Genomic DNA, 24178 nt, shown 5'->3' on the forward strand with positions numbered 1-24178 from the left:
CGTTTCCCCTTTTTTCGCGCGCGGGCCGGCATGATCCGGTGCCGCGCCGCCATCAGATACAGGATCAGGCCCATGTTCGGCGGCATCGCCAAGTCTTTGTTCGGTTCGTCCAACGACCGATACGTCAAGTCGCTCAACCCCATCCTCGCCAAGATCGCCTCGTTCGAGGACGGATTGCAGGCGATGGACGACGACACGCTGTCGCAGCAGACGGTCCGCTTTCGCGAGCGTCTGGCCGCCGGAGAGACGCTGGACGACCTGCTGCCCGAGGCGTTCGCGACGGTGCGCGAGGCGGCGCGGCGCGTGCTGGGGCAGCGGCATTACGACGTGCAGATGATCGGTGGCATCGTCCTGCATCGCGGCGAGATCGCCGAGATGCGTACCGGTGAGGGCAAGACGCTGGTCGCGACGCTGGCGACCTATCTGAACGCGCTGCCGGGGGATGGCGTCCACGTCATCACCGTCAACGATTACCTGGCCAGCCGTGACGCGGACTGGATGGGTCGCGTCTATCGCTTCCTGGGCCTGACCACGGGCGTGATCGTCCCGAACCTGACCGACGAGGAACGCCGCGCCGCTTATGCCGCGGACATCACCTATGGCACGAACAACGAGTTCGGCTTCGATTACCTGCGCGACAACATGAAGTACGAGCGCCAGCAGATGGTGCAGCGCCCGTTCGCGATGGCGATCGTCGACGAGGTGGACTCGGTGCTGATCGATGAGGCGCGCACGCCGCTGATCATCTCCGGTCCGACCGACGACAAGAGCGAGCTGTATATCGGCGTCGATGAGATCGTGAAGCAGCTGTCCGAGGACGATTACGAGAAGGACGAGAAGCAGAAGACGATCGTCCTGACCGAGGACGGGACCGAGCGCGCCGAGCGGATGCTGGAAGCCGCCGGGCTCCTGCAGGGCGCGAACCTGTACGATTTCGAGAATACGCAGGTGGTCCACCACCTGAACCAGGCGCTGCGCGCGAACGTGATGTTCAAGCGCGATACGGATTACATCGTGAAGGACGGCAAGGTCGTCATCATCGACGAATTCACCGGCCGGATGATGGACGGGCGCCGCTGGTCCGATGGGCTGCACCAGGCGGTGGAGGCCAAGGAAGGCGTGACGATCGAGCCGGAAAACCAGACGATGGCGTCGATCACCTTCCAGAATTATTTCCGCATGTACCCCAAACTGGCCGGGATGACCGGCACCGCGGCGACCGAGGCGGCGGAATTTTACGACATCTACAAGATGAACGTGGTCACCATCCCGACCAACCGGCCGGTGCACCGCATCGATGAGGAAGATACCTTCTACAAGTCGACCGAGGACAAGTTCCGCGGCATCGCGCGCACCATCCGCGAACATGCGCAAAAGGGGCAGCCGGTGCTGGTCGGCACCGTGTCGATCGAGAAGTCCGAGCTTTTGAGCGAGTTCCTGCGCCAGGAAGGCGTCGACCATTCGGTGCTGAACGCACGCTATCACGAGCGCGAGGCGCATATCGTGGCGCAGGCCGGGCGGCTGGGCGCGGTGACGATCGCCACCAACATGGCCGGCCGCGGCACCGACATCCAGCTGGGCGGCAACCTGGAGATGCGTGTCGAGGACGAACTGGCCGGGATGCCTGAAGGGCCGGAGCGCGACGCCGCGATCGAGCAGATCCGCGCCGAGATCGCGGTGGAAAAGCAGAAGGTGCTGGAGGCCGGGGGCCTGTTCGTGCTGGCGACCGAGCGGCACGAGAGCCGCCGTATCGACAATCAGCTGCGCGGCCGGTCGGGGCGCCAGGGTGATCCGGGGCTGTCGCGCTTCTACCTGTCGCTGGACGACGACCTGCTGCGCATCTTCGGTCCGGACACGCTGTTCGCCAAGATGATGCGCTCCTCGATCGAGGACGGCGAGGCGATGCCGCCGTCCAAGTGGATGACCAAGGCGATCGAGACCGCGCAGAAGAAGGTCGAGGCGCGCAACTACGACATTCGCAAGCAGGTGGTCGAATATGACGACGTCATGAACGATCAGCGCAAGGTGATCTACGAACAGCGCGCCGACATCATGGACGCCGATACGGTCGGGGAGGTCGTCAGCGACATGCGTGCCGAGACGGTGAATGCGATCGTCGGCGATGCCTGCCCGCCCAATTCCTATCCCGAGCAGTGGGACGTGCCGGGAATGAAGGCGCGGCTGGCGGAGATCCTGAACATCGAGCCGCCGATCGACGATTGGCTTCAGGAAGATGCCATCGACGTCGAGCTCGTGACCGAGCGTATCCAGGCCGAGGCCGACGCCGCGGTCACCGCCAAGTCGGCCGAGCTGGAGCCGGATACCTGGACGCAGGTGGAAAAGTCGATCCTGCTCCAGAACCTGGACCATCACTGGAAGGAGCATCTGTCGACGCTCGACGCGCTGCGGCAGGTCGTCCACCTGCGTGCCTATGCGCAGAAGACGCCGATCAACGAGTACAAGCAGGAAGCCTTCAACCTGTTCCAGCGGATGCTCGACGCGATCCGCGAGGATGTGACGAAGACGATCGCACATGCGCAGTTCCGGATGCAGGAGCCGCCGCCGCTGCCCGACCTGCCCGATTTCATCACGACGCACTTCGATCCGTTCACGGGTGAGGACAATTCGAACGATATCGATGCGGGCACGCTGGGCCTCATCACCACGCAGCTGCCGCCGTTGCAGATCATCCAGCCGGCCGCACCGGCGGAGCTGGGCGACGATCCGGCGAGCTGGGTCGGCGTGGTCAGCCGCAACGCGCCATGCCCTTGCGGATCTGGGCGCAAATACAAGCACTGCCACGGCGCGGCCTGATCCGATCAGCGACCGGGGTGAATATCATTCCCGTCATGCCGGACGCGTTCCGGCATCCACGGTTGGGCCTATCGCGACTGCCGGGATGTTTCGGCAAACGGCGCCGGCCATTCGATCCAGGCAATAGAAAAGGGGCTGGCGTCGGTGTGACGCCAGCCCCTTTTCGATGTCGGCAGGCCGCCTTGCTTACGGGCGCGGCAGCTTCACGGTCGGGCCGATCGAATCGACGACCGCGCGAGCGTTGAAGGCGCGGACGTTGCCGCGTTCCGGCGTGCCCTTGAACATCACGATCTCCGCCGAGGCCTCGTAGCGGTCGATGGTGCGGATGTCGGCACCGCCGCCCCACGCCCAGGGATCGCCCCAGAACGGATCCCATGCGCGATAGCCCCAGCCGCGGCCATAGAAGCCCCAGCGCGGACCCCACAGCCCGCCGCCCCAGCCGCCGAAGCCCGGACCCCAGGCGCCCGGCGTCGAATAGGTCCGCGCCTGACGGTCGGTGTCGCGATCGGCCATGACGAAATAGTCATAGCCGTTCTGCAATGTCAGCTCCGCCGCGCGGAACAGCAGATAGCGTTCGACGACGTCGCGATCAGTGACCGTGTTGCCCGCGAAGGTGACGCGGAAACGGTTCGGCTCGATCTGCGTATCGCTGTAACCGGTGCGATAGAAACCCGATCCGGTCGCCGGGCGATAGGTCGTTTCGGTCGCGCACGCGGCGACCAGAGTCGTGCTGGCTGCCAGCGCCACCACCATGGCCCTTCGGCCCCAGTTCTTCAGCATCTACTAACCCTCCAACGCACGGGCCTTGATCCAGGCAGTGCGATGGGTATCGCATAGCCGCTGGCAGTGGAACGTGCGATGAACGGTTTCGCTCCGACGACAAGCTGCGACGCCGCAGCGCGGGGCCTGGTGACCGCAAAAAGAACCGCACAAGGGGGTTGCGCCGCCCAAATCCGCGTTTATAGACGCTGCCTCACGCTGTTCCCTGATAGCTCAGCGGTAGAGCTCTCGACTGTTAATCGAGCGGCCGTAGGTTCGAATCCTACTCAGGGAGCCACCACACCAAATCAGCGCCGATCAGGACCGCTCACTTCCCTTGCTTCGGCGAGGAAAGGCAGCGAGTTACACGATCATGGCCGATCATCGCCGATCACCGAATGCGGGGCATCGTGGGGGCATCGCTGGGGGCATCCGATGCTGACGGATCTCCGGTGCCGCAAGGCGACCCCGCGCGAGAAGGCGTACAAGCTGGCGGACGAGAAGGGCTTGCACCTCTACGTCACCCCGGCCGGCGCGCGATCGTGGCGGATGAAATACCGTTTCGCGGACAAGGAGCGGCGGCTGATCTTCGGCTTGTATCCGGAGGTCTCGCTGGCGGACGCCCGCGATCGGCGCGATGCGGCGCGGCGCCTGCTTCGCAATGGGATGGATCCGGGGGTGGTGGCGAAACAGCGCAAGGCGGAGGCGGTGCTGTCGGCCGAGGCCAGCCTCAAGGCGACGGCGATCGCGTGGCACGCGGTCAAGAAGCCGGGCTGGAAGCCGCGATACGCGCAGCAGGTGCTCGAGCGGCTGGAGAAGCACGTCTTCCCGGCGATCGGCGCGCTCCCGATCGAAAAGGTCACGCCGCCGCTGGTGCTGACCGTGCTGCGCGCGATCGAGGCGACGGGCGCGATCTCGATGGCGCATCGCGTTCGCCAGTATCTCTCCGACATCTTCGTGTTCGCGATGGCGTCGGGTTGGGCGCAGGACGATCCCGCTCATGTCGTGCGCAAGGCGCTGACACCGACGACGGGGCAACTGCGGCCGGCGGTGACGACGGTGAAGGCGGCGCAGCAGGTGCTGAAGACGCTGGAGGCGCGGCAGGTGTACGCGGTGACCAAGCTGGCGTCGCGCTTGCTGGCGCTGACGGCCGCGCGCCCCGGCGTGGTGCGGATGGCGGCGCCAGGCGAATTCGAGGGGCTGGATACGCCGGCGCCGATCTGGCGCATCCCGGCCGCGAAGATGAAGCTGACGCGCGAACGCCGGATCGACGTGACGTACGAATTCGTCATTCCACTGTCGCGGGAGGCCGTCGCGGTCGTGCGGACCGCGCTGGCACTGGCCGGGCGGAACGCGCCGTACCTCTTCCCGTCCGTGCGATCGGTGCATGCCCCGATCAGCGACAACACCCTGTCGAAATTCTATCGCGACGCGGGCTTCCGGGACCGGCACGTCCCGCATGGCTGGCGCGCCACCTTCTCCACGGTGATGAACGAGCGTGCGGCGATCGGCGATCGCGACGAGGAGCGCGCGATCATCGACCTGATGCTCGCGCACATCCCGAACGGCGTGGAGGCGGCTTACAATCGCGCCGCGTACATGCCGCGTCGGCGCACGATCGCGCAGGAGTGGGCGTCGATGCTGATGGCCGGCATGTGCGCGCCCGCCGACCTGCTGGTGAGCCAGCGCGGGGATTCACCCCGCGCGCAGCGCTCGAGGCGCGCGCGTGACCGCGGCGTCGATGCAGCGCCAGGCGCAGCAGCTCACGCGCGGGCTGGCCGCGCAGCTGTCGGGGCGGAGGGAGCGGGGGGCTGACCGCAAGGTCCGTCGCAACAGCTACGACGTCGACGATCGCCGCGCGCAGGTTTTCCGGCCGATCGGCGATGGCTCGGCCGAGGATGCGCTGGGCGTGATCGACAGCCTGGTGCGGGTCGTGTCCGACTGGGATGACGAGGAACGCCGCACCGGCGGCACCCGGCCGCTCGGCCTGCATGGTATCCGCGTCCTGGAAACGCTCCTCGGCCGACGCGGGACGATCGGGATCGACTTCCGCTCCGGCCGGATCGAGCCGGCGATCGACACGATCGCGCGCGTGGCGCGGCTCAGCCGCACGACCGTGATCCGTGCGCTGGCGAAGCTGAAGGCGCTCAAGATCCTCGACTGGGTGCGGCGCACGCAGAAAACCGACCGCGGCGGGTTGTTCGCGCCCCAGCGCGAGCAGGTCAGCAACGCCTATTTCCTCACCCCGGAAGGATTGCCCAAGCGCGTCGCCCAGCGGCTGCGTGACCTGATAGCGAAACGACGACGACAGCGTGCGAACCGGACTACCACGGTTACGGAGGCCAAGGCGCCCGCGCCGCAGCCGATGAACGCCGAAATGGTCGACGCCCTCGCCCGGCTCGGGGCCGGAATCGCGGCCCGCGATGCAGGCCAGAGCGCGAGTCCACCATACGGTCAGTATCAGTCCTCAGGGGTTAAGGGATAAAGGAATGGGGCCGCTTGGGCGGCCCCATGCGCAGCTTTGATCGCTCCCCCCAGCCGAAAGGCCCGACACCCTTCGATCCGATCGCCAAGACCCGGCGGTCGGACGGGGCGGCTTGCGCCGCCCCGATGCTCCCTAGGAGGAGCAGGCGGATATCGCCGCGCGATATCGCGGCCGCGCGCGTGCTGCGCGGTCAGTCGGTCAGGATCGCGGCCCAGGCATCGAACAGCCGCCGCCGCGCATCGAGCAGCTGGGCGCGGTTGTACGCGCCCTCGACCTTCGCGGCCGATCCGTCCTCGCGCTTGAGGATGTGACCTAGCGCGCGGTCGATCGCGCCGCGCTCGTCGGGGAACCGCTCGTTGAGGATCGTTGAGAAGCTGGCCCGCCACCCGTGGGCGACATGGCGCCCGGCGAAACCGGCGCGATCGTACAGGTCGCCGATCGCGTTTTCGCCTATCGGTGCGCCGGCGCCGCGGCCGGCGAAGATCAGCGCGTCGTCGTCCCCGCCCGCCGCCGCGCGTGCGGTGCGCAGGACTGCCACCGCCGCCGGCGCCAGCGGCACCAGGTGTTCGTTCGCCGCGTCCAGTTTCTTCGCCGCGCGCAGTTTCATCCGCGCCGCCGGCACGCGCCACAGCGGCGCGGCGCCGTCCAAATCCTCGATTTCCCGCCAGCGCGCGCCGCGTACCGCCGACAGCCGCACCGCGGTCAGCGCCAGGAATCGCGACGCCAGCTTGACCATCGCCCCGCCAGCGGCGCGATCGGCCGCCGCGAGGAGCGCGCGGACGTCGTCGACCGCCACCAGCGCCGGCTGATGCCGCGCGGCCGGCGCCGGCGCCAGCGCGCGGCCGACCACCGCCGCCGGATCGGACGCGCACCAGCCCTCGCTGACGGCGTATGCAAACACGTCGGAGATCCGCTGCCGGATCCGCCGCGCGGTCGCGATCGCGCCGCGCCGTTCGACCGCGCGCACGACGCGCAGCACCGCCGGCGAATCGATCGCGGCCAGCTCGTCGGCGCCGATCGCGGGGAAGACGTCCGCGACCAGGCTGTCCAGGACGTCGTCGGCGTGCACCGCGGTCCAGCCCGGCCGGCGATGCGCGTGCCAGTCGCGCGCCGCCGCCTCGAACGTCACCGCGGCGCGGATCGTGCGCGGATCCACGCCGCGGCTCAGCTGCTCGCGCGCCGCCTCGGCACGGGCGCGGGCGGCGTCGAGCGACACCTCCGGCCACTGGCCGATCGTCAGCAGCTGCTCATGTCCTTGCCACCGGAAGCGCAGCCGGAAGGACTTCCGGCCGGTCGGCGCGACGAACAGGTGGAGGCCGCGCTCGTCGGCGATCTTGTACGCGGACGCGCGGGCGCGCGCCGCCTTGACGGACGACGTTGAGAGCATGGCTGTGGCGCCTTCAAAATTGTTGCTGCAGCGCCCACTCTGCGGGCGCCGATTCGGGGGGATCGCGATCAGTCAGGAGGTGCCGACGATGCTGTTCACGAGTTCGATGGGGAAAGGGATTGCGATCCCGCTAAGCTCGATCCGGTCGGCCGAGGCTGTCACAGGCGGCGACTGGCAGGTGGTCACCAAGGACGGCGACACGCACGTCTTTTCCAAGATCGACTGGGAGCTGTGGCTTGAGACAACCCCGACCAGTTCATGGCCGGCGCAGCCCGGGACGTACCTCATCGCTCCCGAGCGCGAGGCCAACGATCGCCAGTTCTGGAAGACCGCGGTCGTCGGCTGGATGATCAATCTCGAAGGCAACGTTCGCCCCGTCGTCACGGACCCTGATGGCCTTTCGAAGGAGTGGCACGTCCTGCACCCTGACGGACGGGTCGAAGCGAGCGATGGGGTCAGCTGGGATACCGTGACCGAGTGGCGCGACGCCATGCTGGGCTAGGGACAGCCGGCGGGCGCTGAACGGCGCAGACACCTGAAGCGATCGCGGCTGAGGGTTCATCCGCCGCGCCGGTTCACGAAAGCCGCCGGAATTGGCCGTTTCCATGCCAAGCGGCCGGGGCGCGATACCCCGGCCGATACCCCTACCACCAGCCTGCCGTCTGGATTGCCGCATCCAGCGCCGCTGCCCGCGCCTTGAGGCCCGGGTTGTTGGCGTGGATGCCGTCGCCCTCCATGCCCGGTACCAGATGTGCTCGCGTTCCCAGCGCTGCTTGGGAGGGCAGGACGCCCAGCGCATAGCGTGCATTGTCGCCCGGCCTCACCATCGGGTCGCCGGCGAGCGCCTGCAAAGCGTCCCACCAGCCGCCGACGCCAGGCGCGGTGTCGGTCGCGGCCGAGGTATTGGGCGTCGCGCCGGCGTTGCTGGTCAGCCATTGGTCGAACGTGCCCGCGGCACCATAGTTGGTGACGCCAAGCAGCACGCGCGCACCGACCGATCGCCAGTAGGTCGCAGCTATTACCAGCCCGCGCGCGAACTCCGCGCGGGTCGTGCCGAGCGTCCAATCCTGCTGGCCGAGCGCGATGTACACCGCCTTGATGTCATAGCCACGCGCCTTGTCGTATCCGGCCTTGGCCGCCGCCATGTATCCGTTCGGATCGAAATAGGCGTCCGTGTGGGGGTAAATGTAGCCGTCGACATCCTGCGCGCGCGCCGCCGCCATGTACGTCCAGGTGATGTTGTCGGCACCCGTCTGGGTCGCTCCCGTGCCGGCCGGCTGCACCGTCGATGCGGTGGCCTGCGCCGGGACAGCCGTCGCCTTATACACGTTGCCGCCCGCCAGCGTGTAGGTGCCCTTGTCGATCTTCAGGCCGTTCGTCCACGCGCGCAGCACCCCGCACCAGTCATGGAGGATCGACGTCGATCCCACCGCGTAGTTGCCGACCATCAGGTGCCGGTCGCGCAGACCCGCCAGCTCGGACAGGCGCGGCCACATCGATCCCTTGGCGCCGCCGTTGGGACGCACCCCGTCCGCCAGCAGAGGTCCGCGCGCGCGAATGCCATCGGGGACGCTGGCGGAGCCGTTCTCGTTGCTCTGCCCGATCACGGTTAGGTGTGCGCGCAGCGATGCGGATGCCCGCAATTCCGTGTTCGTCAAAGGCCGGCGCGGCGCGGTGTTGAGCCGCGCAGCGACCTCCGGAAGGTTGATCGGCAGTCCCTTGCGGAACACCAAGAGATGGGCGGCGCCCAGCTTCATGGCCGGATACTGCGCTGCCGTCCCTCCGACGCTTGACCCACCGAAGAAGAAGTCGGTCGCCTGTTTCGTGCCGGCGCCACCACCGGTCGCGTCGTACAGCGCCGGCATCACGGTCAACCCATTGCCGTCGATCGCGACATGGAGATCGCCGCTCTTGTGGTCAAAGGCGACGAAGAGACGGTGATCGGCGCCATCCAACGCGCCACCGAAGCTGTTCCCGAAGAGGTTCTGCCCGTTGATCGTGACCATCGGCTGGATGTTGCCGTTGGTCTGAGCGACCAACTTGAAGCCCGGGCCGGTCGTGTCGACCTGATTGCCGAGCAGAAACGCCGCCGCCGCCGGGGCACTCGCATTGAGCACGACCGACAGTATGAAGCTGTCGGTCGACAGGTCCAAGGCGACGCGCTCCCGCGGCACGGCCATCGGCTGGGTCGCAACGCCGCCCGGGAACGTGATGTAGCCCGGGTTGGCCGCATATTGCGCCTGCGTCGGGTTGGTTAGGCTGCCCGGGACGGCATCGTTGAACTGCCCCGATGAGTCGCGCGCGGTGAACTGCCCGGAGCGATACCCCTCCGCAAAAAGCAGGAAGCCGCCGGCATAGGCGTCCGCGGGGGGCAACGTCATCGCGTCGATCAGGCCGCCGGCGAGCATGTCGTCCTTCGAGAGGGTGCGTCCCATTTCACATTGCTCCAAACAGTTGCCGCCCGTCGATCGGGCTGACGAGAAAATCCGATCCGTCGGCCGTCAGCAGAGCGCTGCGGCCGTCCTGAAACTCTTCGGGGAGGATGGCTCCGATGCCGTTCGCGACGACCGCTCGTGCGATCGCGAGCGGCAAGTTGATCGTCATCGCCGACCGCCCCGCGATGGGAAGTGTCACCGGGACTGGGTAGGCGCCGGATACCGCAGCACCATTCGATAGGGATGCGAACTCGCTCGGATCGGCGGGCGTGCCGATACCGGAACGAACGATCAGGCTCGCGATCGGGTCAGGGAGCGTCGTCCGCACAGGGTCGCAACCCGGACAGATTGGATCCCACAGCAGCATCGTTTTCATTGCGGCGTCTCCCTACGGATTGAGCGCGCCGGCCAGCTGCTCGACCTGCGCGTCCGCGCGCGCGATCGCGGCGCGCTGCGCGTTGGCCGTCGCGGCCAGGCGCGCGGCGTCGATGGCGATCGCGATCGCCGCCAGCGTGGCGCGCACTCGGACCGCGCGCTCCTCCGGCAGCAACGGCAGCACCGGTTCGGACGCGCGCTGGAGGCGGTCGAACGACGCATCCAGCCGGTCGATCGCCGCCGGCGACGGCGTCGGGATGGAGGCGCAGGCGGAAACCGCCAGCGCCGCGGCGGCCAGCGCCGCGAACGACGCGCGCCTCATGCGCGCAGGTCCGCATATTCGGCCTGCGCGTCGAAGCACGGGCAGTCCTTCAGCCATTCTGCGCGGTCGACGCGGCCGTTGCCGTTCGCGTCCGGCGAATAGTCGCGATGGCCCTTCACGGCCGCGGCCGGGAAGCGCGCCTTCAGCTCGCGCAGCAGGGCGACCAGCGCCGCCTTCTGCGCCGGCGTGCGCGTGTCGGCCGACGTCTTGCCGTCCGCCGCCAGCCCGCCGACGTAGCAGATGCCGATGCTGTTGTTGTTGTAGCCCTGGACGTGCGCGCCCGCCTGCGCGATCGGCCGGCCGACCTCGATCGTGCCGTCCAGGTCGACGACGAAGTGATAGCCGATGTCGGACCAGCCCTTCGCCTTGTGCCACCCACGGATCGTGGCGGCGCGCACGTCGCGGCCCGCCGGCGTCGCCGAACAATGGATTGCGATCGAGGTGATGCGCCGCGCGATCGTCGCTCGCGCCGCCGCCTGCCACGCCGGCGCGGCGAGCAATGACAGGCGCCGGTCGACCGCCGGCTGCGGCACGCCGCGCGCCACGACCACGGCGATCATCAGGGCTAGGCCGATCCACGCCTGCACGTGCTCGGGCAGCAGCGCGCGCAGCTCGGCCGGCATCGACTGCCACGTCGCCTGCAGCTGGACCGGGTCCAGCGCCAGCACCGCGGCGTACAGCGCCGCGCCGATGGCGGCGATCCGCACGGACCAGGCGCGCGACAGCGCGCGCCACTTTTCGAGTGACGTCATCGGGAATTCCTTCGGGGTCGGAGGGTCAGGGGTGCTTGGGCAACCGGTCGATCAGCAGGTCGAGCTTCGCATCGACGCGGGCCAGTTGGCGGCCGAGATCCTGCAGCTCGCCGTCGCGCCGATCGGCGCGCTGCTCCAGCTGGACGACGCGGCGCTCGGTCTCGCCGATCCGCTGCGTCATCTGCCCGCCGTAGAAGACGATCGTCGCGAGCGTGACGAGGAACGTCATGACCGACAGGATCACCGGTGCCAGCGTATGCCACCCGGCGCGCGGCGCGGGCGGCGCCACGACGACGGCCGTGGCGGTGGGAGTGTCGGTCATGGCGTCGCCCTTCGTGGTGCTACTTCGGCTGGCCGTCGGGCCAGTGCGGGTCGTTTTCGACGTAATCGGGGCTGGTCGGCCCCGGTGCGGAGGCGCGCTCGGCCGCGCAAGCGGCGAGCAGGATCGTGGCGAGCAACAGGGCCGCGTATCTCATCGTCATTCTCCTTGGTGTCAGGGGGTCGCGACGATCGCGCCCCAGTCGACATCGGTCGCCGCCTCGATCGCGGCGCGCGTTCCCGCTGCGGTGACGGCCGCCTTGGCCCCCATCCGCAATCCCTCGATCGTCGAGCCGACGACCGCCCAGCGATCGGCCAGCGCCACAACCTCGGCCGCCAGCGCCGCGATGGTCATGCCGCGTGCCGCAGCCTCCGCTGCCAGAAACGGCGCCTCGACGTCGTTGTCGACGAGCCACGCGCGCGCCTCGGCCTCCTTGCGCTGATACGTCATCGCCTGGCCCTGCCCAGGCGTGAGGAAGCGCATCCGTGCAGCCTCGGCCGCCGCGTCGATCGCGATGACCGCACGGGCGCGCAGCGCTGGCAGGTCGTCGACCCACACACCGTCGATCAGCACCAGGTCGCCCGGTGCAGCGCCTTCCGGCACCGCGCCGCCCAGCTGCGCCCACTCCGGCCCGTACCCCGTTAGTGAGGCGACGAACTGCACCTCGCCGGTGCCGCTGTGCCTGATCGCGATCATCATGCCACCTGCTTGGCGATCAGGGTGCACCCCACGCCCGTTGCCGGTTTGGAATTCGTCCCTGCGCTGGTGTCGTAATAGGCCAGCGCCCGCACCTCGTAGAACGTGCCAGGGTTGAGGCCCGTGATATGCCCGATCGCGCCATAGGGACTGCCGGGATTGTTCTCGGGTGGCTCGCCGGGGCCGCCGTTGGCCCTCGTCGCGCTGCTGCCCATCCCCTCGCTGCCCGACACGTCGACCCACGACCCGCTCGGCAGGCGGTATTGGTGCTTGGTCTGTAGCCGCGTCTCGCCGATCGCACCGCTCCCCCCGGAGTAGTAGGTGCCCGATAGCAGGGTATCGATCTTGCCTGATGATCCCGCCTGGATCGAAATCGTCCCGCCGAACACGTCGTAGCTGGTCGACGTGCCGCCGGAACTGATGTTGAGGCCGCGCTCCTCCAGCGACGTCGGCGCGCGCAGCACGGTGATCCCGACCTTGACCTGCTGCGTCAGTCCTGCCGCCGACACGGTATAGCTGACGCTCGCGGTCGCCTTGCTGATCGCCGTGATCGCGATCGTCGTTTCGTCGTCCGCGACGGTCGCGGTGCAGCCCGACGTGGCATTGATCGTCACGTCCGTGATTGCCGCCGACACGCCCGCGCGCGACGCGCTGTTTTCGATGTACGCCGGCAGCGACCCCGGCACCGCCGCGCCTGCCGTGTCGCCCTGCAGTTGCAGCGCGGCGGGCTGGGCGGTGACCAGCAGGGGGCTGACCCCAGCCGCACCATCCTGCGCCAGCTTCGCGACCGCCGCCCATTCACCCGGCGCGATCGTGTCGGTATCGCTCGCCGACAATGCCGATGCGGTCGTCACCCACACGATGCCGGTGCCGTCAGGGATGGTGGTCGACCATCCGTTATTGAGGTCCGACAGCGTCGCGCTGGAAAAGGTGTAGGTTGCGGTCGCAGACGGCGCTGCCGGCGCCGACGTCGCCCGCTGGTAGATGAATATCGACTTGCTGTTGAGGCCGCTCCCGCCCGCCGCGCCGTTCGCGAACGCCCGCACTGGCGTCGCCCACTCGCCGGGCGCGATCGTGTCCGTCGCCCCCTGCGAACTGGCCGTGGCGCTCGAAGCCCATACCGGATCGGTGCCGTCCGGGATGCCGTTGGTAAGCCACCCGTTGTTGACGTTGGTCAGCGTGGACGTGGCGAAGGTGTAAACTGCGGTCGTCGACGGCAAAGGCGGCGCCGACGTCGCCCGCTGGTAGATCATCGGCTGGGCGTTGTTGTAGCCCGGCGCGCCATCCCGGCCGACCCCCTTGATCGCTGGCCCCCAGGTCGCGCCGTCATCATTCGACTGGTGATAATAGACGTCTGCTGACGCCATATCGTCGTGCCATCCGCTTAAGCCGTCGATCGACCACTGAACGCGAAGCAGCGGAGCGCTGTCCCCTGGATCGCCCTTTGATCCCGCCTTCGCCAGCACCTTCCAATAGCTGTTCTGCTCGATGGGCAGAGCGGGCGGCGCGTTGCCGGCGGACGCCGCCGGGTTGATGTAAAGCCAGCTCGACCCGCCGGCCTGGACGATATTCCCCTCGCGATAGGTCGTTCCTGCCGCATAGGCACCAAGGTCGGTCAGGGTCGCGGTGAAGGCGATGTCGGCCAGCTGGTGCACCGTCCACGCCCGCTCGGCCGACAGACCCAGCTTGGCGAAGGGCGGCGCGATCTCCAGCTGCGACACCTTGCGCACCGGTGGCAACGCGGTGCCGTCCGCCGCGAGCGTCAGCGCCGGCGCGCCGATTGCGATCGGTGCGGCGAACAGCTTCCCCAGCCACGACACGCCCACGACCGCGTTCACGGACGCCGCGATCTGCTGGATCACCTCGCGCGCGGTGATCTGCTGGTCGAGGTAAACCGACGTCGGATACGGCCGCGCGGCGTCGAGCGCGTCGAGGGAGGCGTCATCGATGCGACCTTCGCCGCCCGCCAGGCGCGCGATGCGGCGGATCAGCTGGCCCGGCGTCCGCGCCCAGCCATCCGGGCCGCCGTTGTCACCGTCGACCAGCAAACTGATCTGCCCCATCGGCGGGGCGCCCAGCCGGACCAGCCCCGCCGCGCGACACGTCGCCCAACGCCCGGCCGGGATCGCCGCGGCGACGAGGGCGTCGAACGTCGGGTAATCCCCCAGCGAGGGACCGTACCGCAGCAACCGCTCCAGCGCAGCGGACACCCCGATGACCGGCCCGTAAGCCGACACCTGGAACACCGAGTTGACTGCGTCGACCAGGACGCCGGCGACATAGCGCGGCGCGCCCAGCGCCAGCGGCTTGACCTGCCCCTTCAGCGCCGCCGGCCCCTCGGCACCCCCCGTGCCGGCGTATGTCGCCAGCAACGCCTTATCGAGCCAGCGGTCGTCGACGGCGACGGCCAGCTCGGCCCGCGCATCGGCGAACGTCGGCTGCTGCGTCACGCGCCCGTCGAACCGCTGCGTCCAGCCAGCCCACGGCGCGCCGACCTCGCCGGTCCACAGCCGAAAGCGCGCGTCGGCCAGCGCGTAGCGGCCGAACAACGGCCACGGCTCGATCCCCAGCGTGAGCGCGGACGATGGCGCGGAGATCTGCGTCTCGAACGCACCGTCGAAGAAATCGTACCGCAGCTTGGGCAGCTTCGCGATCGTCGGCCAGAACAGCGCGCCGCCGAGGTGGCACACCTCCGCCACGTCATGGCTGGCGGCGCGCAGGGTGACGGACTGCCCCGCCACCGGATCGAAACCGTCGATCTGAACGACCACGCCCAGCATCAGAACGCGCTCACCAGATTGACCTTGGCTTCCCACGCGTCCGCGCGGCGCCAGGTCTGCGACAGGTCACCGACCAGCGGGCCGAAGTAGCACCGCCGCTGGCGCAACACGTCCGGCGCCGGATCGGTGACGAGCGCGACGCATTCGGTGTTGCCGATCCGCTCGAACAGTGGTTGCGTCATCGCCTCCACCTCCGTCTTGCGGGCGCTGGAGAAGGTCAGCGCGACGGTGCGCAGCTTCGCGCCGCTCGCCCGCAGCAGGACCCCGCGGCGGGAAAATTCCAGGCTGCCGAGATCCTTCACACCGATCGACGCACCAAAACTGAAATTGCGCTCCAGCACGATCCGCGCGCCGATCACCGCGCGCGCGACTTCCACGAATCCTGCCGTCGCGCTGTAGACCTCGATCAGCACCTGCCGGTTCACGATCGGCTGATCGGCCGCGAACAGGCTCACGCCCCGGCCATCTGCCAGCGATTGGGCGCCGGCGAAGACGGGCTGGGCGGGCGCGACCAACGTCCACGCCTCACCCGGCGCCGAGCGCGTGTAGAAGTTGAGCGCGCCGGCCGACCCGGTAAACCGCACCCCGAACAGCGCGACGGTGTCGAAAGACGCCATCTGCCCGATGTCCAGGATCAGCTGCACGACGCCGCCGGGATTGAGCGGCGCGCGCCAGATCACACCGGCATAGTCGTTCGCCACGTTCAATCCGCCGTGCCCGGCGTCGGCCGCCGCGATCACGTCGACGATCGGCAGCGGCGCGATGATCCATGCGTTCGCCATTCGCCTCACCCGAACGTTTCGAAGGAGGTGGCCTCGGCGTCGAGGTCGATCTCGATGCGGGCGGCAAGGTGTACGGAGTCGACCGCCTGTTCGCCGTCAACGATCCGCAAGCTGGGCACCCCCGCCGACAGGTCGGGCCAGATGATCCCCATCGCCTCGACCGCGAACCGCCGCCGCTCGACCCCGATCAGCGCGCCGCGCGCGTTGACGATCGCCTGCGCGTCGGCCGCGGCGTCGCAGAATCCCCGCGCCGGGGCGACCAGGCCGTCACGCGCGTTCGGATAGCGCGCGGCGACTGCCGCGCCCTCCCAGCTGGCGACGACGGCGTCTCGCGACGCCGCGGCGATATCGGCGGGATCGGCCGGCATCAGCCGAACGCCCGCACGTCGCCGATGAAGCCGGACGCGCCGCCGCCCTGCATCTGCGCCAGCAGCTGCCGGACGCTCTCCATCTGATCCGACAGCTGGGACAGCAGCTCGTTGCCGGTCTGCGTGTTGCTCGCCGTCTTCGCCGCGCTGTCGGCCGTCGCCTTCGCGAACGGGCTTTCCACCCCCGGCGTGATAGGGACGGCATTGTCGATCGTCTCGATCGCCTTGGCGGTCGCCGCCTGGATCTGCGCCTGCGCATCGAAATACGCCTGCGTCGATCCGTACAGCTGGCGCTCGACGTCGAGATAGGCGCGCGCGGCCTGCTGGTACTTGTCCTGGTCGACGCGCTGCCCGGCGCCGATCTGGTCGAGGTACGGCTTCAGCTGCGCCAGCGCCGTCGCCTCCTGCTCGCGCAATGAGTACGGCGAGTTGCCGCCCAACTTCAGGTCGGTCAGGAAGGACTTGAGCGAGGCGGACGCCGCCGCGGTGGAGTTTTTCACCTGCTGCAGCTGGAGATTATACAGCTGCTCGGCGCGCGCCATTTCCTCCGCGCTGGCGCCGCCCTCCTTCAACGCGTCGACGGTCTTCTGGAACCGGCGGTTCAGATCGTCCACCGCCGCCCCGACCGGGTCGAGCATCGCCTTCAGGTCGCGCGGCACGCTTTCGATCAGCAGCGCCTTGTTGAGCGCGGAGTCCAGGTCCTTGCCCGCGGCGAGGACCCGCTTGGCCGCCTCGCTGATGCCCTTCACGGCGCCATCGGCGATCGCGTCGCGGATGGCAGCTTCGACCGCGGCGGACTCGTCGGTGCCGTCGTAGATCAGGCCGGGCACGCGGCCGGGCGAATATCCCTTCTCGCCGACGGTCTTCGTGTTGGTCGACGAAACGCGGTAATAGTCGTCGTACTTGCCGATCGACACCATGTAATCGCCGAGCGTGCCGCCCAGCTGATCGACGATGCGGTTGACGCCCTTCTGCACCGCGCCGCCCAACCCGGACAGCACCTGCTGCACGCCGGCATTGTTGCCGCCGATGACGCCGACGTTCGATCCGGTGACCGAAACCGCGCCGGTCTTCGCCTTTTGGAACAGCCCGCCCAGCAGACCGCCCAGCGCCCCACCGACCAGCGACCCGATCGGCCCGGCCGCGCCGCCCAGCGTCTTGCCGAGCGCGCCGCCGACCTCCTTGGTGACGACCTTGCCCAGCTCCTTGCCGGCCAGCTCGCCCAGGATGCCGCCCGCGGCCGATCCCACCGCGCTGTTCTTCTTGCCGGTGATCCCGGAAAAGATGCTCCCGCCGATCTGGCCCGTCGCGGCGCCGGCAAGCGCGGTGGTGATCGCGCCCAGCGACTTGTCGGAGAGGTTCAGCCCGACGCCCTTGAGCGATTCGCCCAGCAGCTTGGCCGTCTCGCGCGCGCCGCCCTGGATGCCGCCCGGCGCGAACAGCGCGTTGGCCGCTCCGCCGATGCGAAGCCCGAACATGTCGGCGATATTCCCGACCGCGCCGGCCAGCGCCTCGCCGGCATTGAGCGCGCCCAGCTCGAGTCGATGGTTCCACAGGTCCGTGGCGGACATGATGCCGGCGTTCAACTCGCCGACCGCGGCATTGATCGAGTCCTCACCGATCACGGTGCGGAACGACTGGTTGAACGCGTTCGATCGCGCGTCGACCATCCGCTGGCGCGCGCCCTTCATCAGGTCGAAGCCCTCGCCGGCGCCCAGCTTCCCGGCCGCCTGAAGCTTGATGATCGCGGCGATCTCGTCGCGATACTGGCGCGCCGCGGCGGTCGCCGGGTCGAAGCGGTCGGCAAGCTGATCGAGCGAGCGTTCCAGCTCCGCATTCGACCGCTTCGCCTCGTCGGCCGCAGCCTTCTGCGCGCGCAGCTCGTCCGCGTAGGCACGCGAGGCGGTCGGCGCACGGCGGAAACCGAGGACCTCCGAACGTGCAAACGGCGCGGTCGACACACCGTTGTCCTGATTGCCACCGGTCACCAGCACGCGACCGCGCGCGTCGGTGCCGGCGTAGAAGCCGGTGTGTCCCTGGCCGCCGGTGCCGCGACGAAGGACGACGATGTCGCCCTGCGTCGGACGGTTCGTCGCCGTGCCGTAATTCAGGAACGACCTGGCGGCCAGGCTGCCGGTGCCTTTGATCCCTTGCCCCGCCAGCACCGCGTTCACGAACGCCGCGCACCAGGCGGTCTTCTCCGGGTCGATCGAAATCCCCGCGCCCCCGAACAGGTCGCGCAGCGTGGCCCGCCCACCGGCGGTATCCTCGCGCGCGCCGACAAACCGCTGCGCGGCAGCCAGCGTGGCGGCGCCGCCCTCGTTCGCGATCGTCGTGCCAAGCGCGACGCGCCCGCCGCGCTCGGCCGCACTCTCGCGATCGCGAGCGGCCTTGGTTTCCTTGTCCTTCTGGCGTTCGTACCCGGCCAGAACACCTTCAAGCGAGTCGGCGAGCTGCTTGTTATTGCGCGCGGCCTTGATCGCGGCATCGGCGAGATCGTCGTACTTCCGCTTTATCTGCTCGACCGGGTCGGCGAGTGCGGCCGCGTTTTCCTTCGCGATCGTGACCGTTGCGTCGATGACACCTTGTTCGGCTTCGCGCATGGCGCGGCGCTGCTTGGTGAGTTCCTCGCGGAGCCGGTCCACTTCCGCGCTGGCGGCCTGTATCTGACCCGCAAAGAGGTAGTCGCCGTCAACTGTCGGCACCTTACTCGACTGCTCCGCGGCCGCAACGACATCCGCGAGTTTTTGACGCGCCTGAAGAAGTTGAAGCGACAGGTTGGCCACATCGCCGCGACGATCGTCGAAACGGCGTTGCGAGTTGTCGAGGTTTTGACGGTTGATCTGTCGCTGGCTTACAAGTCCGCGCTCCATTTCAGCATTGAGCGCACGCTGGGCCTCGATCTGGCCCTCGATCGACCGCGTGAACTGGATTTTCGCCTGACGGTTGACTTCCGTCTCTTCGGCATCCTTTCGCAACTTGTCGATCGCCTCACCGAGGGCGTCATTGCCCTCGAGAATTTTCGCGACGAACGGTGCGAGCGCGATGACAGCGGTCGTGGTCAGAATGCCGCCAAATGAAGTGAGGAAGGCCGCGACACCGGCCATCCTTCCACCCATCCCCTGCAGCGCGAACGACGCCTGGCCGATCTGCTGGACGAAGGCGGTGACGGCGCTCTGGCCGCTGGCGACCTGCACCGTAAAGTCCTGAGCCTGCTGACCCAGCATCATCATCGACTGGCGCTGCTGGTTGGCGCTGACGACATGCTTATTGCCGGTGTCGGTCAGCTGACGGGTTTGCATCGTCGTCTGGTTCAGCTCGACCTGCACCGCTTCTAGTGCGATGATGCGTTCCCGGATCGCCGCCGCATCGCGCTCCGATGCAAGGGCGGACACCGCAGCGGCGTCCGCATCCCGGCGCAACGCCTCTGAATCGACATTCGCCGCGCCAGCGGCGGCCTGCATCGCGACAGCCATCTGACGAGCCGCCTCGGCACGTTGCTCGCTTGCTTCGGCCGCCCGCCGCAGCTGCCCGATCTCCGATGACAGGTCCAGGGCACCCCCGGCGGTGCGGGGCATCTGAAACGCGGTGGCCGCAAGCCGCTGCACGTCACTGAACGAAGACGCCCAGCTCGCGCGAACATCCTGCGATGCAGTGCGCATTTTTGATGCAAGCTCTGCGGCCTTCTTTCCGCCCTCGGAGGAGAATTGCTCCGCGCGCAGCTGAAGCCGCGCGACGACGTCGATATTCGCCATCCCGCTCTCCTCAACTGGTCGTGACGGCGCCGGCGCGCCGGATGAACTCGCCGGGGATGCTGCGCTGGGCTGCGGCGACGATCGTCGGGACCGCGACGGCGTTGCGGAACTTGACCATCGGCAGCAGGACGAAGATCGGGATCGTCGTGCTGCCCCGGCCCGCCGCAATGCGCTTCTCGCTGTTCGCCCGGGCAACCTGTTTCCGGCCGGAGAGCACGGCGTTGTCGGCGACGAGCAATGGAGCGCGGCCGGGGCGGGCGACGAACCGAAGCTTTACGCCTGGGTGCCGACGCTCCCAATCCGCCGGTGACAGATCGCGGGCGCGGCCCCTCGGTCCCGCCGCCGGAAGCGGTACCGCCAGGAACTGACCGCGCTTGCCGCGCACTTCGCCGGGGTGTGTCCAGAACTCGATTGCACCGCGGCTGCGCAACTTGCCGTTGACGAACACCTCACCGGCGGGGTCGCGCGCAGGGCCGTGGTCGGGATACGCGCGCGACCCCCAGGCGCGCCACAGCCGGCCCGGAACAGCATCGCGCGTCGCGGCCTCAAGCGCCCGCTCCAGCCCCTTGGTGACGTCGGCGATCGTCTCCGTCCCGGCAGACAGGTAGCGGCGGACCAACCGGTCGGCGTCGCGATCCAGCTGCGCCGTATCCAACAGCAAATCGACGCCGTCAGCCATCCTTCAGCATCTCCTCAATGATCGCGAAGGCGTCGAGGAGGGCCGCGGGCTGGTCGGCAGGCGCGCCGGCGCACGGCAGGAGCCGCCCGCCCAGCGCCCCGGTGAAGCGGGCGGTGACGAGGTAGAGGTCTACGACCGGCCAGACCCACGCCGGGAGCGCGAGCCGGGGGTTTTCCTTCCAGCGCTGGCCGTCAAGCTCCCAGCCTCCGTCGACGTGGCGTCCGAATTCGAAGTCGGCTGGCCGTCGCCGGACGATGACGGCCGCGCGGAGTTTCCCCGCTCCTCCTCCGAAACATAGGCGAGCGCGAAGGCGCGGTTGCCCGCCGCCAGCAGCACCTGCGGGTCGATCGACATCAGGGTGGCGTCGCTGACCATGCCGTCGGGCGCGCGCGCGAAGGTCACGCCGGCGCCGATAATCCCGATGCAGAAACGGCGCAGCGCGACCAGCGGGGCCAGCTCGCGCCGGCGCTCGATCTGCGCGATGAGGTCGCGGTACGCGGGCCAGTTGACCGCCAGCACCTTCTTCACCTCGGCGAGCAGGCGGCGATCGGCGTCGGTCATCGCCGCGGTGCCGACCTCCATCTCGGTGTCGATCAGCTCCAGCAGCCGGCCCTGATCCTCGTCCTCGGCCAGCAGCGCCAACACGCCTTCACGGACGGCCGCGAGCAGCTCGAAACTGTAGACGCGCCCGGCCTGGTGCTGACCGGCCAGCTCCGCCTCCATCTGCGCGCGCGCGATGACGCCGGGGGTGCGCAGGTGGAAGACGGGGGCGCCTTCCTGGCCCTCGAGCCAGGACGGGGTGAAGGTGACGCTCGCTTCGGCGGTAACCATGGTCCCGGCCTCCTCAGTAGAAGACCAGGACGCGGTCGGTGTCGCGCGTCACGGCGTCCTTGCCGTTCGGCAGGCACTGCAGCGTCGTGCCGTCGGCCATCAGCTTGCCGCGCTGCTCGGCTTCCAGCGTCACCGGCTGGGCCAGCGGCACGACCAGCGCCCAGCGGTTGCCGACGACCGACCCGTGGCGCAGCATCGCCGGCATCCGCACGCCGTTGCCGATGTCCGAAATCGTGTCGCGGTTCGCCACCAGCGTGGCGAGCGGATTGACCTTCAGCATCGACTTCCGGTCGGTGATCTGGCCGGGGCCGAAACCGAACGGCGTGTTCGGATCGTCGATATTCTCGATCTGCGAGCCGGGGTCCAGCGACCAGGCGCTGAGGCTGCACTTGCGCCGGTTGAGCAGCGCGGCCTGCGAGACATCGGCGCCCTGGACCAGCACCGGCGCGGAGTGCGACGCGATCACGATGTTACCCGGGATCGCCGCATCGACCCTGCCAGCGAAGATCCCGGTGCCGTTGAAGGTGCCATAGCCGGGCTTTGCGCTGCTGCCCTCGAGCGAGATCGTCCCGCGCACCGCGGTGAAATTCGCGAGCGTACCGTCGCGGTAGATCGCCACCGACGCGGTCGGGTGGTCGACCAGCCGCGACGCCGGGTCGCTGGGCGAGGTCTGCGCGTAGGTCCAGCTGGCCGGCACCGACACGCTGGTGGTGGCATCGAGCGGCGGGGTGAAGCTGTCCGCCAGCGTCGCGACGCGACCGGCCGAATATTCGATCACCGCCGCGGCCGAGCCGGCACCGGTGCCCGCACCGATCAACAGCATCGAACCGAGCAGCGCGCGCGCCACGCCAGGGAAGCCTGCCGCGAGCGTGACGCTGGTGGCGGTTCCGGCGGTCGCGACAGCCGCGGCGATCGCCGCCTGGAACTGCCCGCGCCAGCCGGCCGCCTGCAACACCGCGTGGTGCGGCGGCTTGACCGTGCTGGAATAGACGACGTTCGGGCCTGCGCCCTTGATGCGGAAGCGGAAGCTGATCGGGGTCGACTGGCCGATGATCAGCGGCGCGCCGGCGACGTAGGAACCGGTTGCCTCGTTCGAATCCTCCTGCGTCCACGGCGTACCGTAGGTGACGCTGTCGGCCTCAACCGGAATCGCGTGCAGGGTCGGGTCGAGCGCCAGCGGCGTGTTCTCGTCGACCTGCAGGCCGAAGAGGACCGCCACGTTCGTCTGGCGGATCGTGGGATCGTTGGTGTTGACGGCCATGACTGGTCCTCAGGCTGGCAGCGCGGGGTCGCGCCGCGAGGTGGTGAACTGGATGTCGAAATCCTGCGCGAAGGCGAGGCGCCGCTCGCTGGACAGGGTGGCGGTGAAGAGGCGCAGGTCCGCGTCGTCGATCAGCTCGGCCGTGCCGCCCAGCGTTTCGTCCGCCATCAGCTCGGCGACGACGCCGGCGTGGAGCGCGAGGCGGGCTGCGGTCGGTGCCGCGCCGCCTTCACCGACCACGAAGCCGTCGACCGTGACGGTCATCACACGGCGGGTCAGCGCGGCCTCGCGTTCGATCACGTGGTCGCCCGCCATCGTGACGCCAAGCGACGTGTCGGCGGTCGGGTCGCCTGCCGGCTCGATCTCGATCTCGTCGGCCAGCCCCGCGAGGCGCGTGGCGATCGCCGCGAGAATGATGTCACGGACCGTCATGACGCCGGTCCGGCGTCGATCACGAACACCAGCCAGGCGCCAACCGCGTCTAGGCGCGTGCGGTCCTCGACCGCCCAGCGCCGGCCGCGGTGCGTGAAGCTGTCCGCCTTCGTCGGGGCGGCGGGAAGGTCGGCTATCTGGATTTCGTATTCAACGCGCCGCGCGGTGCGACCGGCGCCGTAGGGGTCGGGCGCGGCATCGTCGCGGCGCACCGCGGCGATCGGCGCGGGCAGTGCGACCCCGGCCTGCGTGTAGACGATCCGCTCGCGGTCCGCGAACGCCCTGAAGATGAGGGGCGCCGCGGCCGCGAACGGATCGGACATTACTTCGCGCGGCCCCGCGTGCGCGGCGTCGCCGGGGTCTCGCCCTCGTCGGCCCCGTCGGTGTCGTCGTCGGCCACTTCGGAGATCTTGCCGCGCAGGCCCGATACGATCCCGTCGGCGCGTTCCTCGGTGATCTCCAGCTTGTCGTCGCCGACCGGCACGTCCACGCCGGCGTCGACGTAGCCGCCGCCGTTGAGGTACGCCGGGCTGAGCAGGTGAATGTACTTCATGATCGCAGGTTCCTCATTCGCCCGCGGCTATCCGCCGGGGGGCGTGGTGGGGGTGGGGGGTCAGGCGACGGTGCCGTTGAGCCGCACGAAGGCGGTCGTCGCGCCCGCCACGCGCGCCGCGGTGAACGCACCGATCAGCGTGTTGCCGGCGGCCGTGGCGGTGACGACGCGCGCGGTGTTGTCCCAGTACGCCTTCGCGCCCTCGGCTACCGCATTGGCGTCCTTGGGCAGCTCGTAATGGCCTTCCAGCTCGAACGGGCCACGCGCGCCCTGCGCGATCGCCGACTTGGCGACGCCGAAGATCGAGCCGACCAGCGCGCCGCCGCCCGACGCGACCGCATACGGCGCGGCCAGCATCAACGCTGCCGCACGGCCGATGTAATTCTTCATGGA

General features: G+C 68.9%; 24 protein-coding genes and 1 tRNA gene. 5 read left to right on the plus strand and 20 right to left on the minus strand.

Going from position 1 to position 24178, the window contains the following annotated elements:
* Positions 1–72: 72 nt before the first annotated feature.
* On the plus strand, positions 73–2814 hold the full coding sequence (gene secA / locus COA17_RS10970; RefSeq protein WP_066490420.1) for a preprotein translocase subunit SecA: 2742 nt from the start codon (positions 73–75) through the stop codon (positions 2812–2814).
* A 186-nt stretch (positions 2815–3000) separates the two neighbouring features.
* On the opposite strand, the gene COA17_RS10975 is transcribed toward secA, so the two are convergent.
* Entirely contained in the window at positions 3001–3594 is a 594-nt protein-coding gene (locus tag COA17_RS10975; protein ID WP_231738947.1) for a CC0125/CC1285 family lipoprotein, read from the minus strand.
* A gap of 202 nt (positions 3595–3796) precedes the next feature.
* Here COA17_RS10975 and COA17_RS10980 point away from each other — a divergent pair.
* From COA17_RS10980 to COA17_RS10990, 3 genes are all read left to right on the plus strand, one after another.
* Positions 3797–3871: transfer RNA gene (locus tag COA17_RS10980), tRNA-Asn, on the plus strand.
* Positions 3872–4008: 137 nt separating this feature from the next.
* On the plus strand, positions 4009–5388 hold the full coding sequence (locus COA17_RS10985; protein ID WP_096612398.1) for a tyrosine-type recombinase/integrase: 1380 nt from the start codon (positions 4009–4011) through the stop codon (positions 5386–5388).
* A complete protein-coding gene (locus COA17_RS10990; RefSeq protein WP_096612400.1) occupies positions 5300–6058 on the plus strand; it encodes a hypothetical protein in 759 nt (252 codons plus the stop codon). Before COA17_RS10985 ends, COA17_RS10990 begins: the two co-directional genes overlap by 89 nt.
* A gap of 190 nt (positions 6059–6248) precedes the next feature.
* Here the strand turns inward: COA17_RS10990 and COA17_RS10995 are convergent, their stop codons facing one another.
* Entirely contained in the window at positions 6249–7445 is a 1197-nt protein-coding gene (locus COA17_RS10995) for a tyrosine-type recombinase/integrase (protein WP_096612402.1), read from the minus strand.
* Positions 7446–7533: 88 nt separating this feature from the next.
* Here COA17_RS10995 and COA17_RS11000 point away from each other — a divergent pair, with 88 nt between their 5' ends.
* Positions 7534–7947, plus strand: coding sequence for a hypothetical protein (locus COA17_RS11000; RefSeq protein WP_141397077.1), 414 nt, complete (start codon positions 7534–7536; stop codon positions 7945–7947).
* A 142-nt stretch (positions 7948–8089) separates the two neighbouring features.
* Here the strand turns inward: COA17_RS11000 and COA17_RS11005 are convergent, their stop codons facing one another.
* The 18 genes from COA17_RS11005 to COA17_RS11080 form a co-directional block, all read right to left on the minus strand.
* Positions 8090–9880 carry a hypothetical protein gene (locus tag COA17_RS11005; RefSeq protein ID WP_096612406.1) on the minus strand — a complete coding sequence of 597 codons (1791 nt, stop codon included), beginning with the start codon at positions 9878–9880 and terminating at the stop codon, positions 8090–8092.
* Position 9881: 1 nt separating this feature from the next.
* Complete coding sequence (locus tag COA17_RS18810) at positions 9882–10256, minus strand: hypothetical protein (RefSeq protein WP_141397078.1); 375 nt, start codon at positions 10254–10256, stop codon at positions 9882–9884.
* A gap of 12 nt (positions 10257–10268) precedes the next feature.
* On the minus strand, positions 10269–10577 hold the full coding sequence (locus COA17_RS11010; protein WP_096612408.1) for a hypothetical protein: 309 nt from the start codon (positions 10575–10577) through the stop codon (positions 10269–10271).
* Complete coding sequence (locus COA17_RS11015; protein WP_245857696.1) at positions 10574–11329, minus strand: DUF7940 domain-containing protein; 756 nt, start codon at positions 11327–11329, stop codon at positions 10574–10576. The genes COA17_RS11010 and COA17_RS11015 overlap by 4 nt, the downstream gene beginning before the upstream one ends.
* 25 nt (positions 11330–11354) lie before the next feature.
* Positions 11355–11651: a hypothetical protein gene (locus COA17_RS11020; RefSeq protein WP_096612410.1), complete on the minus strand. Its 297-nt coding sequence runs from the start codon at positions 11649–11651 to the stop codon at positions 11355–11357.
* Between the two features lie 19 nt (positions 11652–11670).
* Positions 11671–11805: a hypothetical protein gene (locus COA17_RS20075; protein ID WP_281253318.1), complete on the minus strand. Its 135-nt coding sequence runs from the start codon at positions 11803–11805 to the stop codon at positions 11671–11673.
* 17 nt (positions 11806–11822) lie between these two features.
* Positions 11823–12347, minus strand: a complete 525-nt coding sequence (locus tag COA17_RS11025; protein ID WP_096612412.1) for a hypothetical protein — start codon at positions 12345–12347, stop codon at positions 11823–11825.
* On the minus strand, positions 12344–15124 hold the full coding sequence (locus COA17_RS11030; protein WP_096612414.1) for a hypothetical protein: 2781 nt from the start codon (positions 15122–15124) through the stop codon (positions 12344–12346). The genes COA17_RS11025 and COA17_RS11030 overlap by 4 nt, the downstream gene beginning before the upstream one ends.
* Positions 15124–15864: a hypothetical protein gene (locus tag COA17_RS11035; RefSeq protein WP_141397079.1), complete on the minus strand. Its 741-nt coding sequence runs from the start codon at positions 15862–15864 to the stop codon at positions 15124–15126. Before COA17_RS11035 ends, COA17_RS11030 begins: the two co-directional genes overlap by 1 nt.
* 47 nt (positions 15865–15911) lie before the next feature.
* Complete coding sequence (locus tag COA17_RS11040; RefSeq protein WP_096612418.1) at positions 15912–16274, minus strand: hypothetical protein; 363 nt, start codon at positions 16272–16274, stop codon at positions 15912–15914.
* Positions 16274–20029, minus strand: coding sequence for a TIGR02594 family protein (locus tag COA17_RS11045; RefSeq protein WP_096612420.1), 3756 nt, complete (start codon positions 20027–20029; stop codon positions 16274–16276). The genes COA17_RS11040 and COA17_RS11045 overlap by 1 nt, the downstream gene beginning before the upstream one ends.
* A 10-nt stretch (positions 20030–20039) precedes the next feature.
* Entirely contained in the window at positions 20040–20708 is a 669-nt protein-coding gene (locus COA17_RS11050) for a DUF6441 family protein (protein ID WP_096612422.1), read from the minus strand.
* A gap of 129 nt (positions 20709–20837) precedes the next feature.
* Entirely contained in the window at positions 20838–21539 is a 702-nt protein-coding gene (locus COA17_RS11055) for a hypothetical protein (RefSeq protein ID WP_096612424.1), read from the minus strand.
* Between the two features lie 13 nt (positions 21540–21552).
* The gene (locus COA17_RS11060) at positions 21553–22800 is read right to left on the minus strand and encodes a hypothetical protein (RefSeq protein ID WP_096612426.1); all 1248 of its coding nucleotides are present in this window, start codon (positions 22798–22800) and stop codon (positions 21553–21555) included.
* A gap of 9 nt (positions 22801–22809) precedes the next feature.
* A complete protein-coding gene (locus COA17_RS11065) occupies positions 22810–23232 on the minus strand; it encodes a hypothetical protein (RefSeq protein WP_096612428.1) in 423 nt (140 codons plus the stop codon).
* Positions 23229–23555, minus strand: a complete 327-nt coding sequence (locus COA17_RS11070; protein WP_096612430.1) for a head-tail joining protein — start codon at positions 23553–23555, stop codon at positions 23229–23231. Before COA17_RS11070 ends, COA17_RS11065 begins: the two co-directional genes overlap by 4 nt.
* Positions 23555–23785: a hypothetical protein gene (locus tag COA17_RS11075; protein WP_096612432.1), complete on the minus strand. Its 231-nt coding sequence runs from the start codon at positions 23783–23785 to the stop codon at positions 23555–23557. Before COA17_RS11075 ends, COA17_RS11070 begins: the two co-directional genes overlap by 1 nt.
* Before the next feature lie 60 nt (positions 23786–23845).
* The gene (locus COA17_RS11080; protein WP_096612434.1) at positions 23846–24175 is read right to left on the minus strand and encodes a DUF2190 family protein; all 330 of its coding nucleotides are present in this window, start codon (positions 24173–24175) and stop codon (positions 23846–23848) included.
* Positions 24176–24178: the final 3 nt, after the last annotated feature.

Source organism: Sphingomonas ginsenosidimutans, from assembly GCF_002374835.1.
Classification (GTDB): domain Bacteria; phylum Pseudomonadota; class Alphaproteobacteria; order Sphingomonadales; family Sphingomonadaceae; genus Sphingomonas; species Sphingomonas ginsenosidimutans.

Excerpts from the sequence above, each read along its gene's own strand:
- secA (WP_066490420.1), top strand. The coding sequence starts at position 73 with ATGTTCGGCGGCATCGCCAAGTCTTTGTTCGGTTCGTCCAACGACCGA.
- COA17_RS10975 (WP_231738947.1), bottom strand. The coding sequence starts at position 3,594 with ATGCTGAAGAACTGGGGCCGAAGGGCCATGGTGGTGGCGCTGGCAGCC.
- COA17_RS10985 (WP_096612398.1), top strand. The coding sequence starts at position 4,009 with ATGCTGACGGATCTCCGGTGCCGCAAGGCGACCCCGCGCGAGAAGGCG.
- COA17_RS10995 (WP_096612402.1), bottom strand. The coding sequence starts at position 7,445 with ATGCTCTCAACGTCGTCCGTCAAGGCGGCGCGCGCCCGCGCGTCCGCG.
- COA17_RS11000 (WP_141397077.1), top strand. The coding sequence starts at position 7,534 with ATGCTGTTCACGAGTTCGATGGGGAAAGGGATTGCGATCCCGCTAAGC.
- COA17_RS11005 (WP_096612406.1), bottom strand. The coding sequence starts at position 9,880 with ATGGGACGCACCCTCTCGAAGGACGACATGCTCGCCGGCGGCCTGATC.
- COA17_RS18810 (WP_141397078.1), bottom strand. The coding sequence starts at position 10,256 with ATGAAAACGATGCTGCTGTGGGATCCAATCTGTCCGGGTTGCGACCCT.
- COA17_RS11010 (WP_096612408.1), bottom strand. The coding sequence starts at position 10,577 with ATGAGGCGCGCGTCGTTCGCGGCGCTGGCCGCCGCGGCGCTGGCGGTT.
- COA17_RS11015 (WP_245857696.1), bottom strand. The coding sequence starts at position 11,329 with ATGACGTCACTCGAAAAGTGGCGCGCGCTGTCGCGCGCCTGGTCCGTG.
- COA17_RS11020 (WP_096612410.1), bottom strand. The coding sequence starts at position 11,651 with ATGACCGACACTCCCACCGCCACGGCCGTCGTCGTGGCGCCGCCCGCG.
- COA17_RS20075 (WP_281253318.1), bottom strand. The coding sequence starts at position 11,805 with ATGAGATACGCGGCCCTGTTGCTCGCCACGATCCTGCTCGCCGCTTGC.
- COA17_RS11025 (WP_096612412.1), bottom strand. The coding sequence starts at position 12,347 with ATGATGATCGCGATCAGGCACAGCGGCACCGGCGAGGTGCAGTTCGTC.
- COA17_RS11030 (WP_096612414.1), bottom strand. The coding sequence starts at position 15,124 with ATGCTGGGCGTGGTCGTTCAGATCGACGGTTTCGATCCGGTGGCGGGG.
- COA17_RS11040 (WP_096612418.1), bottom strand. The coding sequence starts at position 16,274 with ATGCCGGCCGATCCCGCCGATATCGCCGCGGCGTCGCGAGACGCCGTC.
- COA17_RS11045 (WP_096612420.1), bottom strand. The coding sequence starts at position 20,029 with ATGGCGAATATCGACGTCGTCGCGCGGCTTCAGCTGCGCGCGGAGCAA.
- COA17_RS11050 (WP_096612422.1), bottom strand. The coding sequence starts at position 20,708 with ATGGCTGACGGCGTCGATTTGCTGTTGGATACGGCGCAGCTGGATCGC.
- COA17_RS11055 (WP_096612424.1), bottom strand. The coding sequence starts at position 21,539 with ATGGTTACCGCCGAAGCGAGCGTCACCTTCACCCCGTCCTGGCTCGAG.
- COA17_RS11060 (WP_096612426.1), bottom strand. The coding sequence starts at position 22,800 with ATGGCCGTCAACACCAACGATCCCACGATCCGCCAGACGAACGTGGCG.
- COA17_RS11065 (WP_096612428.1), bottom strand. The coding sequence starts at position 23,232 with ATGACGGTCCGTGACATCATTCTCGCGGCGATCGCCACGCGCCTCGCG.
- COA17_RS11070 (WP_096612430.1), bottom strand. The coding sequence starts at position 23,555 with ATGTCCGATCCGTTCGCGGCCGCGGCGCCCCTCATCTTCAGGGCGTTC.
- COA17_RS11075 (WP_096612432.1), bottom strand. The coding sequence starts at position 23,785 with ATGAAGTACATTCACCTGCTCAGCCCGGCGTACCTCAACGGCGGCGGC.
- COA17_RS11080 (WP_096612434.1), bottom strand. The coding sequence starts at position 24,175 with ATGAAGAATTACATCGGCCGTGCGGCAGCGTTGATGCTGGCCGCGCCG.